We start from the raw sequence: 14,621 nt of genomic DNA on the forward strand, positions 1-14,621 counted from the left end.
GAACCGGGCGCGTGCCGCACGCGCCCGGTTCGCTTGTGGGGAGCGACGGCTCAGGTACGCCGCCAGCGGGCCTCTCCCAAGCAGTACAGGGCGAACAGCAGCAGCCCCAGCGCCACCACCGCCAGCAGCCACGGCCCCGCCGGGGTGTCGGCGAACGCCCTGAGCGTCGCGTCGATGCCCCCGGCCTTGTCGGGGTCGAAGGTGATGGCCGCCTGGATCACGAAGACCCCGGCCAGGCCGGCGATCAGGCCGCGCGCGATGTACCCGGCGAGCCCCAGCCGGTTCATCACGGCGCCCGCCCGGGGCGGCATCGGCCTGAGCTGTTTGCGGAACTCCTTCTTGATGCCGTACCGCACCCAGTAGATGCCGAGCGCGACGATGCCGAGCCCGATCAGGCCCACGAGGACCTGCCCGGCCGGCAGCGCCAGCAGTTTGCCCGTCAGATCCTGGGACCGCTTGTCATCGGATCCGGTCTTGCCGGTCAGCAGCATGGTCAGCAGCGCGGCGCAGATGACCACGTAGACCACGGTCCGGCTGGCCGGCTCGACCCGGTCCTTGAGCTTGTGGGCGCCGAAGATCGCCTCAGACGCCTGCCACAGGGCCAGCGCGGCGAACCCGACGACCATGATCCATAAGAGCACGGCCCCGAACGGCAGCGCGGCCACCGTACTGATCGCCCCGTTCTTGTCGGCCTGCTTCCCGCCGCCGCCGAACGCGATCTGGATCGCCAGCACCCCGATCAGCCCATAGAGCACACCACGACAAACCAGCCCAACCCGCGCGAGCTTGTCCATAGCCGGGCTGTCTGCCGCCCGGCGTGCCATCGCCTCAGCTTCGCTCATGGATTCTCCCGAGAGTCGTCAAAGACCCACGAACTGCCCCGGATTCCGCGCTCTAGACCTTTACCCGAGGAGACCAGGGGCGGCGCTCAGTCCCGATCGTCCATGACGCCGTAGGTGGAGGCCCGGAACAGGAAGGAGGCCCAGGAGCGGTAGGGCCGCCACGCCTCGGCCAGCTTCCGGTACGCGGCCGGCGGCGCGTCCTCCGGCAGGCCGTACGCCTCACGCAGGATCGCGAACAGGCGCGGCTCGTCGCCCGGGAACGCGTCCGGGGCGCCCGCGCCGCGAATGAGGATGAGGCCCGCGGAGAACGGCCCGACGCCGGGCAGGGCCCGCAGCTCGGACAGGGCCTCCTCCGGGGCGAGCGCGCGCAGGTGCTCGGTGGTGAGCAGGCCGTCGAGCGCAGCACGGGCCAGCCCGCGCACCCACTCCTCCTTCTGCGCCGGCAGGCCCAGGCCGCCGGCCTCCAGCAGCGTCACGGGCGGGGGAAATGCCGGGTACACCTGCCCGTCCAAGGTGACCTTCGCGCCGTACCGCTCCGCGATGCGCTGCTTGAGGCGGGCGGCGATGAGCATCGACGAGCGCTGGACGATCACCGCCCAGCACGCCGCCTCCCACGGGCTCCAGAAGCACACCGGCCGCAGGCCGGGCCGGGCCCCCTGCAGGTCGCCGAGCACCGGGTCGGCCTCGCCGAGCCGGGCGAAACCGGCGCCGTCCACGTCGAGGGACAGGATCCGCGCCACCTCGCCACGGATGCCCGGCCCCGCGGGCCGCGTCGTGGCGACGGCGACCCCGCCCGGCGCGCCTGTCACGGTCACGCCGATGGGCAGCCAGTCGGACTCCGCGCAGTAGGCGAAGCGCAGCGCCCGCCCGTCGGAGGGCAGCGCGCTGGTGGCCGGCCAGTCCTCGACGAAGCGCAGCGAGGCACCGAAGTCGAACGGGCCCTCGGCGGTGAGCGTGAATCCGTGCGTGGTCATGCGCCGTATGTTAGGAGGCCGAACGGCCCGGCCGGGACTCAGGCGTCGACCTCGTCCTGGTCGCCCGGCCGAGCAGATCGGGGCCGACTACTACCGGCACGGGGGCATCATGCCCTGTGTCCTGCGCGGTCTCCTGTCGCGGACACCGGTGTGACCTCGCACCGCCTCTGGGTAGGGGGCGACTGTAAGGCACGAAGGGGGAACACTCATGAGCCGCATCGGAGAATGGCTGAAGAAGGCCGAGGACCTGGCCAGAGGGCACTCCAAGCAGGCTGACCAGGTGCTGGATCGCGCCGAGCGGTTCGCCAAGGAGCGGACCGGCCACAAGTACGACGACCAGGTCGAAAAGGGCGCGGACACGGTCCGGCGCCGCTACGGAGGAGGCGAACCGCAGGGCGAGCAGCCGCCGACGCAGCCAGGCCGGCCGCCGACACAGCCCGGTCAGCCGCAGCAGCCACCGGAGTAGCCCGGTCAGCACCCGGACTGACGACGACTCGCCGGAGCGCGAGCGGCCGGCGCGGCGTCCGCTGAATGGCGGGCGCTGGCTGGTCCCGGCGCTCGGCTCCTAACGGCGACGCCTATGTGGATCAGGGGCCCGCCGGGTGGGGGGCTGTTCCACCAGCGTGGCGCCCGTCTCCGCCTCCACGGCCGGGGCGTAGCCCGCCGCTCGCAGGGCGGTCACCGTCTCCCGCTCCGGGCTGGCGCTGATCAGTACGGTCGGGGCGATCAACCGCAGGCCGAGCGCGCGCAGCGGCTTGGCGTGCACGAGCTCGGCCAGCAGCGCCTCGTCGTCGGAGCGGATGCAGCAGCCGGATCGCACCACCCGCATCCGCCCATGCGTCCGTCCGACGTCCTTGATCAGATATTCCAGCGGCTGCGGCAACTCGCCCTCCGCCACGGCTCGGAGCTGGTCGAGCAGGGTGTCCGGCTGGTGGCCGGAGTCGAGGGCATGGCGTACCGAGGCGTGGCTGATGCGCCACACCACCGCGTGGCCTTCCGATTCGCGCACGCCGACCGCGTTGAGCAGGGCGGCCAGTTTCGCCTCAGGGGCGCCGCTCACCACGGCGGTCAGGTCGCTCTGGAAGCGGGCCGTGGTCCGGGGCGCGGGCAGTATTTCGGTCAGGACCGGGGCGAGCGCGGCGTCCGCGCTCTTCCATGCCTCGCCGGTTCGGAGCAGGTCGAGGACGGTGTGGCCGAGCCGGGTCAAGGCGCCCTGGCCGATGACGCCGAGGAGCGCGGCCTCGCGGAGGGTGGACTCGATGCGCTGGGCACCGGCCGGGCCCTGCGGAATCCGTGCGGGGCGGTGCCAGGTAGCCGCGGGTACCAGGTACGGCGGTGCGTCGGCCGCGCGCAGCGAAGGGGCGGCGCCCAGGGCCTCCAGCAGCGCGTAACGCAGGCTGACGGCGTCCGGATCGTCCAGGCCGGCCAGGGCGACGGGTGTCTGGTCGGGGTCGGGCCACCAGAGCGGGATGTCACGGCACACGGCCCAGGCGGCGATGATCGGCACCAGCCGCTGGGCGGGAGCGCGCGACAGCCAGCGGTCATAGGCCGTGGTGGGCAGGACGACCTGGGTGGGCGGCGGCACCTTGGCGCGGCGGTTCGCGGGCGGCTCGGCGGGCTCGGCCAGGAGGCCCAGCAGGCCGGCGCGGAAGCAGAGTTCCAGCAGGAAACGGACGGTCTCCGGGTCGGCGATGTCCTTGGCCAGGCGTTTGGTGTCGCGCACCGCGACTCCGCCGGATTTGCGGAGGGTGAGTGGCTGTTCGGCGCAGCCGGCGAGCAACCGTTCGAGTTGCCAGGTGAGCGTGCCCATCGCCGCCGCGGCCGCGGGCTCGACGCCCTCGGCTCGTTCCAGGTCGTGCGGCTCAGGAGGGAAGGGGGTGAACGTCGCCCGCAGCTCGCCCCGGACCGCGATCGCGACCTCGGCCGGCAGTTCGGCTATGTGGGGCACGCCTGCCGGGAGCAGCAGCCCGCGCGCCGCCAGCCAGTCCGCGCCGGCGTGCCCCGACCCGCCGGCGAAGAAGGCGTACTTGTTGCTGCCGTACGACCCCGCCAGGTTGAAACAGTGGGCCTCGACCATGGGCCCCTCGTACGTGAGTCGCTCCAGCAGCTCCGTGGCCGAGGCGGGCGCCTTGTCCAGCAGGGCGCGCAGGAGCGCCGGATCCGTCAGGTGGGCCACGACGTCGCGTTCGGCGGCTTCCCGGCTCGGCACCTTGTCCAGCCCCAGCGCGGTGGCCAGCCGATGGACCTCGGGCGCGTTGAAATAGCGGGCGACGAGGTAGGCGACGGAGCGGCCCAGCCCCATGCCGTCCGCCAGGTTCCGGTGGACGTAGGGCGCCACCATGCACTGCTCGCCATGGGGCGGCTGAAGCAGGGCCTGGTCGGCCAGCCGTTCCAGGGCGGCGTCCGCCGCTGCCCGGAGGTCCTCGTCCTGTCCCGCCAGGAGGGTCAGCACCTCGGCGCGAGGAACCGGGCGTGGGTCGGGGGTGCGCCAGTAGTCGTCGGGGAAGGGGCCGTAGCGCTGGGTGGCCAGCCAGGCGATCGCGCGCAGGACCTGGAGCTCCGGGAGCGTGCAGAAGCCCGCCAGCCGGGCGACCACGTGGTCCTGCTTGAGCAGGTGGGCGTAGTCCTCCAGCGACGGCTCGCGACCGCGGGTGCGCAGCGCGCCGCGATCGGCCACGAGCGCCAACTGCTCGGGAGAGCGCGTGGTGAGCCAGTCCATGAGGGCGTCGCGGGGCATGCCTGGCAGCGTAGTACGCGGCGGCCGTCATCACTTCCCGGTCGCGGCGAACCAGCAGGTCTAGGGGCTCTCATCGGGGTATGAAGCCTCAGGGAGACCTAGGAGGCGCGCCCATGCGAGGTGAGGGAGAGGCCATGCTGGGCCGCCTGCTGGACGCGAGCCACCTGGCCGCGATCGAGGACCTGCCGGCCCTGCTCGCCCTGCACGCCGAACCGGCCGGGTTCTCCCACGCCACGATCTACGTGGTCGATCTGCAGCAGCAGTACCTCGTCCCGCTACCCGGCCAGCACGACGCGGCGGGGGAGTCGCTGCAGCCGATCCGGATCGACTCCACGCTCGCCGGGCGGGCCTACCGCAATGTGGAGATCGTGCAGGCCAAGCACGCCGTCGAAGGGGAGCCGGAGCCGCCGGCCGACGGGGACCGGCGGCGGCTGTGGGTGCCGCTGCTCGACGGCACCGAACGGATCGGCATGCTGGCGGTGACCGTTCCCGCCGGCGATGAGGCCGCCGACCTGCTGGTGAAGCAGCTGGCGGGCCTGGTCTCCCTGATGGTGATCAGCAAGCGCTCCATCAGCGACACCTACGCCTCCCTGGTACGCGCGGAGTCGATGACCCTGTCGGCCGAGGTGCTGTGGAACCTGATGCCCAACAGCAGCTTCGCCAACGACAAGGTGGTGGTCAGCGCCGCCCTGGAGCCCGCCTACGACGTGGGCGGCGACGCGTTCGACTTCGCCATCGCCGGAGACACGCTGCACCTGTCGATGTTCGATGCCATGGGGCACGACACCTCCGCGGGGCTGACCGCGACGATCGCCGTCGGCGCCTGCCGTAACAACCGGCGACGGGGGACCGGCCTGCTGGCCGCGAGCGAGTTCATCGACGAGGCGATCGCCGACCAGTTCGGCATGACCCGCTTCGCCACGGGCATCCTCGCCGACCTGAACCTCAAGACCGGCGAGCTGACCTGGGTCAACCGCGGGCACTACCCGCCACTGGTGATCCGCCGGGGCCGCCGGGTCGCCATCCTGGAGACGGTGCCGTCGCCGCCGATGGGCTTCCGGCTGGGCCTGTCCGCCGGTCTGGAGCACTACCAGCTCGAACCCGGCGATCGCCTGCTCTTCTACACCGACGGCATCGTCGAGGCGCAGAGCCCGGAGGGGGAGATGTTCGGGCTCGAACGGTTCACCGACTTCGTCGTGCGCCGCGAGGCCGACGGGGTGTCGGCGCCGGAGACGCTGCGCCGGCTGATCCAGTCGATCCTCGCGCACCAGCACGGCCGCCTCCAGGACGACGCCACGGTGCTGAGCGTGGAGTGGCGCGGCGAGAAGGAGCACCGGCTCACGATGTGAGTACTCGCCCTACGATGTCAGCCATGAAGAGCGGAGCGCTGCTGGTCGCGGGCACCACGTCGGACGCGGGCAAGAGCGTCGTCACCGCCGGGATCTGCCGCTGGCTGGCCCGCAAGGGGGTCCGCGTGGCGCCGTTCAAGGCGCAGAACATGTCGCTGAACTCGTACGTCACCGCCGACGGCGCCGAGATCGGCCGGGCCCAGGCGGTGCAGGCGCGGGCCGCGGGCCTCGAACCCGTCGCCGACATGAACCCGATCCTCCTCAAGCCGGGCAGCGACCGCCGCAGCCAGGTGGTCCTCATGGGGCAGCCGGTGGCCGACGTCGACGCGATGGAGTACGGCCGGCTCAAGGACCTGCTCCGCGAGAGCGCGCTGGCCTCGCTCGACCGGCTGCGAAGCTCCTACGACGTGGTCATCTGCGAGGGCGCCGGCAGCCCCGCGGAGATCAACCTGCGCCGGGGCGACATCGCCAACATGGGCCTGGCCAGGGCGGCGAACCTGCCCGTGATCGTGGTGGGCGACATCGACCGCGGCGGCGTCTTCGCCGCGTTCTACGGCACGGTCGGCCTGTTAGACGCCGCCGACCAAGCCCTCATTTCCGGATTTGTCGTGAACAAGTTCCGAGGCGCGGCCGAGCTGCTCGAACCCGGCCTGGACCAGCTCAGAGACCTCACCGGCCGCCGCGTCTACGGTGTGCTGCCCTGGCTCGACGGGCTCTGGATGGACGTCGAGGACTCCCTGGCCCTCGGCAGCCGCTCGATCGCCCCGCAGCGGCCCCACGGCGACCAGACGCTCCGCGTGGCGGTGGTCAAGCTGCCGAGGATCTCCAACTTCACCGACCTCGACGCCCTGGCCGCCGAGCCGGGGGTGCTCGTCCGCTTCGTGACCGACCCGGCGGAGCTCGACGACGCCGACCTGGTGGTCCTGCCCGGCTCGCGCGCGACGGTGGACGATCTGGCCTGGCTGCGCGACACGGGACTGGCCGCCGCCGTCCAGCGGCGTACCGGGCCCGTCCTCGGCATCTGCGGCGGCTACCAGATGCTCGCCCGCGAGATCCACGACGACGTCGAGTCGGGCGCCGGCCGGGTCGACGGCCTGGGCCTGCTTCCGGTCCGGGTCCGGTTCGCCGCGGGCAAGACGCTCGGCCGCCCGGCCGGTCACGCGTACGGGCATCCGGTGAGCGCGTACGAGATCCACCACGGCGTGGCGACCGTCGAAGGCGGCGAGCCGTTCCTCGACGGCTGCCGCGTGGCCGACGTGTGGGGCACCACCTGGCACGGCGCGCTGGAGAACGACGGCTTCCGCCGCGCCTTCCTCACCGAGGTGGCCGAGCGGGCCGGGCGCGCCTTCGTCCCGGCGCCCGACACCGACTTCGCCCTGCTGCGCGAGAGCCGCCTGGACGCGCTCGGGGACCTGGTCGAGCAGCACCTCGACACCGACGCCCTGCTCGACCTCATCGAGCACGGCCCGCCCGCCGTCCCGCCGCTGCCGCCGGGGGCTAGCGCAGGGTGAGCCGCTGGGCGCTGATCCAGTCGTCGATGAGCTCCCACTGGTCGTACAGCCAGCGGATGCGCGCCTCGCGCGCCACGGGGATCCGCGAGGCGGGCACCCGCCACCACTTGGCGGTGATGTGCGCGCTGACGGGCAGCTTGCGCCACACGTCGCCCACCGTGATGAGGTCGTCCAGCCCGGTGTGCGCGACGAAGATGACGTCGGCCGCCGGGCAGGACTCGATGGCCGCGATGGCGCCGCCGGGGCGGGGCGGCAGCAGGTGGTCCAGGCCGCGGGCCCGCGACGCCTCCTCTTTCAGCCCTTTCTCCTCCAGCCGCCGGATCGCCAGCCGGCGGCGGCGCGGGGTGAAGTTGCCGCCCTCCGGGAAGATCACCAGGGCGTCGTCCTCGTCCATGGTCGCCGACAGTCGCTTGATCTCGTCGATGACGCCGCTCTCGGCGGTGCGGCGGGGCACGAAGGCGTTCGGCAGCCGGTTGATCACCACGTCCAGCGACGGGTCGAACTGCAGCGCCGCCTTCATCACGATCCGGGGCCGCCGGCCGTACAAGGAGAGGAGATGGTAGATCAGCAGGAAGGAGTCACCGGGACCCGCGTGCCGGGCCAGGACGATCACCGGGCGGGTCAGGCGGGCGGCCTGCTCCTCTTCGGTGCGCGGCGGTTCGTGGATGTCGACGGTGAGCCGGAAGATCCGTACGGCGGCGCCGTACACCTTGGTCAGGAACCACTGGATCAGCGCGTAGTGCCGCTCCTGATCCCGGTCGCGGCCGAACGCCCCCGCCACCCAGAGCCCGAGGCAGGCGATGAGCACCGCCGACTCCAGCGTCAGCCAGGCCACCCCGAACCAGACGAAGCGCAGCCCACGGCGCTGCGGCGGCGGGAGCCGCAGTGAGGCGGCGAACGTCACCCCGACCCACACCGGCAACGTGATGAGCACGACCACGGTCACCACGATGACCAGGGGGGCGAGGATGAGCCGTCGCAGGATGCGTGGGGGCAGCAACGTCGGCCTCCAGGATGTCAGGTCTTCATCGTCCTCCTGTCCGCAGGTATCGGGAAGATGCGTGATAGGCGCGTTCGATGTAGTGAGAGATCTGTGACAGGTCGCGGTAACGCAGGTTCGACAGCGGCCGCGTCACTCCGGCGGGCAGCACGTGCACCTCGACGTCGGGCGGCAGCGTGGCCATCTCCTCGGCGAACCGGTGCCTGCGCGCGATCTCGAACGCCACCATGCCCACCTCCCAGGGCCGCCGCGGCACGGTGAGCGGGCGCTCGATCCGCCCGACGTGCAGGACGTAGACGCGCTTGGCCCCCAGTTGCACGGCCCGGCCGACGGGGATGCTGTGCACCAGGCCGCCGTCGAAGAAGTGCTCACCGTCGATGGACACGAACGGCAGCAGCCCGGGCACCGCGCACGAGGCCAGCACGGCGTCGACCACCGGCCCGCGATCGAACCAGTGCGCCGTGGCCCGCTCCACCGAGGCCGCCACGCACTGGAACGGCACGGCCAGGTCCTCGATCCGCGAAACCGGCAGCATCTCGCTCAACAACGCTCGAAGCGGCCCGATCGGGTGCAGATGGGTGCCGGTCTTCGCCAGGGTGGACAGCCGGGTGACCCACGAACCGGCGAACGCCGTACGGACCACGTCGGAACACCACAGTGACGACAGCCGCTGTACCGCGCTGCCGGGATCGGCGGCCAGCAGCACGCCGTTCAGGGCGCCGACGGACGTGCCGACCACGAGGTCGGGCACGATGCCCTCCTCGTCGAGCGCCTGGAGCATGCCCACCTCGTGCGCGCCGAGCACACCGCCGCCACCGAGCACGAACGCCGTCTGCACAGCAGCACGTTACCGGGACCCGGAAGTGAATCGGCCGCAGGGTTGCCGGATCGCCCCGCTGACACTTCAGTTGGTGAAGGGCGACGATTCCGGCATGACAGCAGTGGTGCAAGCCGAGGGGCTGACCAAGTACTACGGCGGGCGCCTGGGGTTGGCGGACCTCACGCTCGACATCCAGCCGGGCGAGATCTTCGGCTACCTCGGGCCGAACGGCGCTGGAAAGACCACCACGATCCGGCTCCTCCTGGACCTCATCCGGCCGACGCGGGGCTTCGCGCGGGTGCTCGGCGCGGACTCCCGTGACGCCGGGACCCGGAGCCGGATCGGCTACCTGCCCGGCGAACTGGTGCTGGAAGGCAGGGAGCGAGCCAAGGACTACCTGGAATTCCTCGGCAGGATACGCGGGGGCGTGCCGGGCAGCCGCATCGACGCGCTGGCCGAGCGGCTCGACGCCGACCTGTCCGTGCAGATGCGCAAGCTGTCCAAGGGCAACAAGCAGAAGGTCGGGCTGATCCAGGCGTTCATGCACGAACCGGAGCTCCTCATCCTGGACGAGCCGACCGGCGGCCTCGACCCGCTGGTGCAGCAGGAGTTCCTGGCCATGGCGCGCGAGGTGCGGGCGTCCGGCCGGACCGTGCTCATGTCGTCGCACGTGCTGGCGGAGGTGGAGCACGTCTCCGACCGGGTCGGCATCGTCCGCGCCGGGCGGCTGGTGGCCGTGGAGAACGTGGCCGCGCTGCGTGAGAAGGCGGTGCGCCGGCTGGAGCTGCACTTCGACGCGCCGGTGCCCAGGCAGGCGTTCGAGGGGCTGCCTGGAGTGCGCGACCTGCGAGTGGAGGGCGCCGGCGTGCGCTGCACGATCGACGGCCGGCCGGACGCGCTGGTGAAGGCGGCGGCGCGGTTCACCGTGGTGCACATGGTCAGCGCGGAGCCGGACCTGGAGGAGATCTTCCTGACCTACTACAGCGATGAGGAGAAGCGCCATGGTGGCTCGAAGCCTGCGTGAATATCGCCGGGCGCTCCTCTGGTGGACGCTCGGTCTCGGCGTGTTCCTGTCCGTCTACCTGGCTGCCTACCAGAACATCAAGCAGGATCCCGTGACGTTCGGAAGGGTAGGTATCGCCAAGTTCCCCGGCCCGCTGAAGGATCTCATGGGCAGCGCTCTGCAGGACTTCACCAGCGGGGCCGGGTACCTCCAGACCGTCGTCTACCAGTTGTTCGTGCCGATCCTGCTGACCATCTGCGCGATGACCCTGGCCAACAGGGCGATCGCGGGGCCCGAGGAGACCGGGACGCTCGAACTGGTCGTCACACTGCCGGTCACCCGGAGGCGGCTGTTGCTCCAGCGCTTCACCGCGCTCGCGCTCGGCCTGCTCGCCGTGGCGGTCGTGACCTTGGTCGTCACCTGGCTGCTCGCCGGGGCGACCGGCATGGACATCCCCTTCAGCAAGATCCTGGCCGCCCAGCTGGGCGTGTACCTGCTCGCTCTGTTCTTCGGAACGCTGACGCTGGCCGTCGGCGCGGCCACTGGGCGCAAGAGCGTGGCCATGGCCGTCATGGGTGTCTGGGTGATGGTCGGCTACATGGTCATCACGATCGGAAGGAACATTGAGGCGATCGCGTGGCTGAAGTGGGTCTCGCCGTTCCACTACTACGCCGAGGGCAGGCCGCTCTATCAGGGGCTGCCGGTCGGGGATTACCTTGTGCTGGCTGGGGCGACGGCCGTGCTCGTGCTCATCGCGGTCGCCACCTTCGACAGGCGTGACGTAGGAGTGTGATGGTGGCCGTGAAGGTGCCCGCTGACCTGCTCGGCGGGCATCTCGACGTACTGGCCGAGGCCGCCGTCACCGGGCGCCTGCCGGACCGGCCGGTCCTCGACCACTATCGGGCCGTGGGCATCGAGGCCGCCGAGCTGGGCATTCCCCTCCGGTCGCTCATCGACGCGGCGCTCGCCCTGGAATCGGCGGGCCCTGAGGGGAGCGCTGCTGTGCTGTCCGCTTTGCGGAGGTTGGTGGCGGCGCTCATGGAGGGGTACGAGCAGGCGCAGCTGGCCGCGATCCGCGGTGAGACGTCGGCGCGCAGGGAGTTCGTCGACGACTTGCTGCAGGGCCGGTCCGAACGGCTGGCCGAGCGGGCCGAACACTTCGGGCTGCGGCTGGCCGGCGCCTACGTGGTGGCGGTGGCGCGCGGGCTCAAGGAGGGCGATCAGGATCGCATCGAACGCGACCTGATCGCCAGGTTCGGCTCGCACAACATCCTGATCGCCGTACGCGAGGGGCTGCTGGTGTGCGTGGCCCCGGACACGCTTCCGGCGGCGCTGGGGGAGTTCGCGCACCATGTGAGGGCCCGGTTCCCGGCCGGCTGGCGGATCGGGGTGGGGCGCCCGCAGCGCGGGCCCGGCGGCGTGGTGACCTCGTTCAGGGAGGCGGCGGGCGCGCTCGACCTGGCCGATCGGCTGGATCTCCAGCCGGACGTGGTCAAGGCGGCCGACCTGCTGGTCTTTCCGGTGCTGTTACGCGACCGGACGGCGATGGAGGACCTGGTGACGAGCGTCCTGAGCCCGCTGCTGGGGGCGCGTGGCGGGCACGAGCCGCTGCTGGAGACGCTGGAGGCGATCTTCGCCTCGCACGGCAACCAGACGGCCGCCGCGCGACGCATGGACATCAGCCCGCGCGCCATCACCTATCGGCTGGAGCGCATCCGGCGGCTCACCGGGTTCTCGCCCGACGATCCGACGCAACGCTTCACCCTGGAGACCGCGGTCCTCGGCGCGCGCCTGCTCGACTGGCCCTGGCCGTGAGATGTACCCCTCTATGCCTGGTTGTCCAGGGCCAGGCGGATGCCGAAGGCGACGATCACGACACCCGTCACGCGGTCCAGCAGGCGTCTGACGGCCGGGGTGCGCAGGGCGCCGCTCATCAGGGCGGCGAAGCCGACCAGCACGGCACTCCACAGAAGACCCTCGCCCACGTGAACCCCGGCCAGGAGCAGCCCCATGGCCGCGTGCGGGGCGTCCGCCGGGATGAACTGCGGCAGCATCGCCACGTAAAAAGCGCCCACCTTGGGGTTCAGCAGGTTCGTGAACAGGCCGCGCCGGAAGCCGGTGCCGAAGCCGGTCTCCGGTGCTTCCTCCTGGGTCTTCGTCTTGCTCACGAGCATGCGCAAGCCCATCCAGACCAGGTACGCGGCGCCCGCCCAGCGCAGGACGTCGTAGGCCGGCTGGGAGGCGGCCAGCAGCGTCGACAGGCCCACCGCGGTCAGCAGGCCCCAGGTGAGGGTGCCCACCTGGATGCCCAGCACGACGCCCCAGGCGGGGCGCCTGCCGGACAGCAGGGACGTACGCAGGATGAGTGCCGTGTCGAGGCCCGGGGTGATGGTCAGGAGAGCGACCACCGCGGCGAATGACCAGATGGAGGGGGCTATGTCCATGCTCGGGAGCGTAGTTCACCCCCCTCGGACAGCGGGAGGCGGCCATGCGCGCGCCACCTCCCCGGCGCCTTGGGGCTCAGGGGATCAGGAGCAGCTTGCCCGTCGTACGGCGGGCGGCGAGGTCCTCGTGCGCGCGACCCGCCTCCGACAGCGGATAACGCTGCGAGATGTTGATCTTCAGCTGCCCCTCGGCGATCCACCCGAACAGGTCAGAGGCGCGCCACAGCAGCTCCTCCCGCTCGGCGATGTAGTTGACCAGCGTCGGCCTGGTCAGGAAGAGCGAGCCCTCCTTGTTGAGCCGCTGCGGGTCGACCGGCGGCACGGGCCCGCTGGCCGCCCCGTACAGCGCCATGAGCCCGCGCGGACGCAGCGCCGTCAGCCCGCCGTCGAACGTGGTCGCCCCGACGCCGTCGTAGACCACGTCCACCTGATTACGCAGGATGTCGGCGAAGTCGTCGTAGCGCAGCACCTCGTCGGCACCGGCCGCGCGGGCCACCTTCTCCTTCTCCTCGCTGGAGACGGTGGTGTGCACGGTCGCGCCCCTGAGCTTGGCGAGCTGGATGAGCAGCTGGCCCATGCCGCCGGCGCCCGCGTGCACGAGAACGCTGTCGCCCGGCTTCACCTCGTACGTGGAGTGCGTGAGGTAGTGGGCCGTCATGCCCTGCAGCATCGTCGCGGCGGCCACCTCGGCCGGGACGCCGGCGGGCACGGGCACCACCCGGTCGGCCGGGACCACGGCCTTCTCGGTGTAACTGCCGAGCACGCTGGCCCAGGCCACGGTGTCGCCGACGGACACGTCCGACACATGGGGGCCTACGGCGGAGACGACACCCGCCCCCTCCGACCCGATCGGGCTGGGCAGATTGAGCGGGTACGCCCCGGAGCGGTGGTAGATGTCGATGAAGTTGACGCCGCTGGCCGCGACGTCGACCACGATTTCCCCGTCACCTGGCTCCGGGTCGGGACGCTCTACGTACTCGAGGACCTCTGGGCCGCCCTGGGCGGTGATGACTATGGCACGCATGCCCCTAGTCAACCTCTTGTCCGCACCCCCGATCCACCTTCCGACAGAACCGTGGGTGTTTCACTCGATCTTGGCCAGTGCGCCCGCCTCCAGCGCGACCCAGATCGCGCCGTCGGGGCCCACCGTGAGCCCGTGCGGCTCGGCCTGGACGCCGCGCGAGGGCAGCTCGTACTCCTTGAGGTCGCCCTCGGTCGTGATGCGGCCCACGCGGTCGGCGGCCCACTCGGTGAACCAGAGGGCGCCGTCCGCCCCGGCGATGATGGCGTGCGGCCGGCAGGCCCGATCCGGCAACGGATATTCAGTAATTTTTCCGGAAAGGTCGACGCGGCCGATCTGGCCCGCGCCGATCTCCACGAACCACAGCGCCCCATCGGGACCCGCGGTGATGCCCACCGGCGCGGCCCCCTCGGTCGGCAGCTCGTGGATCGTCACCGCGCCCGACAGCGCGATGCGGCCGATGGCGTTGCCCTGATTGAGGGCGAACCAGAGGGCGTCGTCCGGCCCGGCGGTGATGGCCGCGGGCATGCCGCCCATCACCGGGATCTCGAACTCGGTCCGCGTCCCGTCCGCCGCGATCCGCCCGATCTTGTCGGCCTGCATCCGCGTGAACCACATGGCCCCGTCCGGCCCGGCGGTGATCCCGTAGACACCCTCCGCCTCGAACGACGTCACCTGACCCGACCCGGTGATCCGCCCCACCCGGCCGCCCTGGAACTCGGTGAACCACATGGCCCCGTCGGCTCCCGGCACGATGACCGTCGGCGCGCCGTCCGCCGGGTCGAGCTGGTGGATCACGGGTTCCGCGCCCGGCACCAGCCTGCCGACCCGGCCCTGGTGCACGAGCGTGAACCAGAGCGCGCCGTCAGGGCCGGTGGCGATGTCGTACGGAGCGCCGTCAGAGATCTCGATCAGCATGT

The 14,621-nt window shown here is 71.6% G+C and carries 14 protein-coding genes; 6 read left to right on the top strand and 8 right to left on the bottom strand.

What is annotated here, in order from left to right; genetic code table 11:
* Nucleotides 1-50 precede the first annotated feature (50 nt).
* The gene (locus AB0B61_RS53835; RefSeq protein ID WP_358449453.1) at nt 51-842 is read right to left on the bottom strand and encodes a DUF1206 domain-containing protein; all 792 of its coding nucleotides are present in this window, start codon (nt 840-842) and stop codon (nt 51-53) included.
* 86 nt (nt 843-928) lie between these two features.
* Nucleotides 929-1,816: a hypothetical protein gene (locus AB0B61_RS53840; protein ID WP_358449455.1), complete on the bottom strand. Its 888-nt coding sequence runs from the start codon at nt 1,814-1,816 to the stop codon at nt 929-931.
* Nucleotides 1,817-2,024: 208 nt separating this feature from the next.
* On the opposite strand from AB0B61_RS53840, the gene AB0B61_RS53845 reads away from it, so the two are divergent.
* On the top strand, nt 2,025-2,282 hold the full coding sequence (locus AB0B61_RS53845; protein ID WP_358449457.1) for an antitoxin: 258 nt from the start codon (nt 2,025-2,027) through the stop codon (nt 2,280-2,282).
* 99 nt (nt 2,283-2,381) lie between these two features.
* On the opposite strand, the gene AB0B61_RS53850 is transcribed toward AB0B61_RS53845, so the two are convergent.
* Nucleotides 2,382-4,553, bottom strand: a complete 2,172-nt coding sequence (locus AB0B61_RS53850; RefSeq protein ID WP_358449459.1) for a helicase-associated domain-containing protein — start codon at nt 4,551-4,553, stop codon at nt 2,382-2,384.
* Nucleotides 4,554-4,666: 113 nt separating this feature from the next.
* On the opposite strand from AB0B61_RS53850, the gene AB0B61_RS53855 reads away from it, so the two are divergent.
* The gene (locus AB0B61_RS53855; protein WP_358449461.1) at nt 4,667-5,902 is read left to right on the top strand and encodes a PP2C family protein-serine/threonine phosphatase; all 1,236 of its coding nucleotides are present in this window, start codon (nt 4,667-4,669) and stop codon (nt 5,900-5,902) included.
* 23 nt (nt 5,903-5,925) lie between these two features.
* Nucleotides 5,926-7,413, top strand: a complete 1,488-nt coding sequence (locus AB0B61_RS53860; protein WP_358449463.1) for a cobyric acid synthase — start codon at nt 5,926-5,928, stop codon at nt 7,411-7,413.
* On the opposite strand, the gene AB0B61_RS53865 is transcribed toward AB0B61_RS53860, so the two are convergent.
* Together AB0B61_RS53865 and AB0B61_RS53870 are read right to left on the bottom strand one after the other, a co-directional pair.
* Nucleotides 7,400-8,413: a 1-acyl-sn-glycerol-3-phosphate acyltransferase gene (locus AB0B61_RS53865; RefSeq protein ID WP_358449465.1), complete on the bottom strand. Its 1,014-nt coding sequence runs from the start codon at nt 8,411-8,413 to the stop codon at nt 7,400-7,402. The genes AB0B61_RS53860 and AB0B61_RS53865 overlap by 14 nt on opposite strands.
* A gap of 25 nt (nt 8,414-8,438) precedes the next feature.
* Nucleotides 8,439-9,251: a patatin-like phospholipase family protein gene (locus AB0B61_RS53870; RefSeq protein WP_358449467.1), complete on the bottom strand. Its 813-nt coding sequence runs from the start codon at nt 9,249-9,251 to the stop codon at nt 8,439-8,441.
* A 94-nt stretch (nt 9,252-9,345) separates the two neighbouring features.
* Between AB0B61_RS53870 and AB0B61_RS53875 the strand changes: the two genes are divergently transcribed.
* Genes AB0B61_RS53875 through AB0B61_RS53885 form a run of 3 tightly spaced genes read left to right on the top strand, consistent with a single transcriptional unit; the run spans nt 9,346 to nt 12,051 of the window.
* Nucleotides 9,346-10,257: an ABC transporter ATP-binding protein gene (locus tag AB0B61_RS53875; protein ID WP_358449469.1), complete on the top strand. Its 912-nt coding sequence runs from the start codon at nt 9,346-9,348 to the stop codon at nt 10,255-10,257.
* Nucleotides 10,235-11,029: an ABC transporter permease subunit gene (locus tag AB0B61_RS53880; protein WP_358449471.1), complete on the top strand. Its 795-nt coding sequence runs from the start codon at nt 10,235-10,237 to the stop codon at nt 11,027-11,029. Before AB0B61_RS53875 ends, AB0B61_RS53880 begins: the two co-directional genes overlap by 23 nt.
* Complete coding sequence (locus AB0B61_RS53885; protein WP_358449473.1) at nt 11,029-12,051, top strand: helix-turn-helix domain-containing protein; 1,023 nt, start codon at nt 11,029-11,031, stop codon at nt 12,049-12,051. Before AB0B61_RS53880 ends, AB0B61_RS53885 begins: the two co-directional genes overlap by 1 nt.
* An 11-nt stretch (nt 12,052-12,062) precedes the next feature.
* Here AB0B61_RS53885 and AB0B61_RS53890 read toward each other — a convergent pair whose 3' ends face one another.
* From AB0B61_RS53890 to AB0B61_RS53900, 3 genes are all read right to left on the bottom strand, one after another.
* Nucleotides 12,063-12,680 carry a LysE family translocator gene (locus AB0B61_RS53890; RefSeq protein ID WP_358449475.1) on the bottom strand — a complete coding sequence of 206 codons (618 nt, stop codon included), beginning with the start codon at nt 12,678-12,680 and terminating at the stop codon, nt 12,063-12,065.
* A 76-nt stretch (nt 12,681-12,756) separates the two neighbouring features.
* On the bottom strand, nt 12,757-13,704 hold the full coding sequence (locus tag AB0B61_RS53895) for a quinone oxidoreductase (RefSeq protein ID WP_358449477.1): 948 nt from the start codon (nt 13,702-13,704) through the stop codon (nt 12,757-12,759).
* Between the two features lie 60 nt (nt 13,705-13,764).
* Nucleotides 13,765-14,619, bottom strand: coding sequence for a virginiamycin B lyase (locus AB0B61_RS53900; RefSeq protein ID WP_358449479.1), 855 nt, complete (start codon nt 14,617-14,619; stop codon nt 13,765-13,767).
* Nucleotides 14,620-14,621 lie beyond the last annotated feature (2 nt).

The organism is Nonomuraea sp. NPDC049158, from assembly GCF_040648335.1.
Lineage (GTDB): Bacteria > Actinomycetota > Actinomycetes > Streptosporangiales > Streptosporangiaceae > Nonomuraea.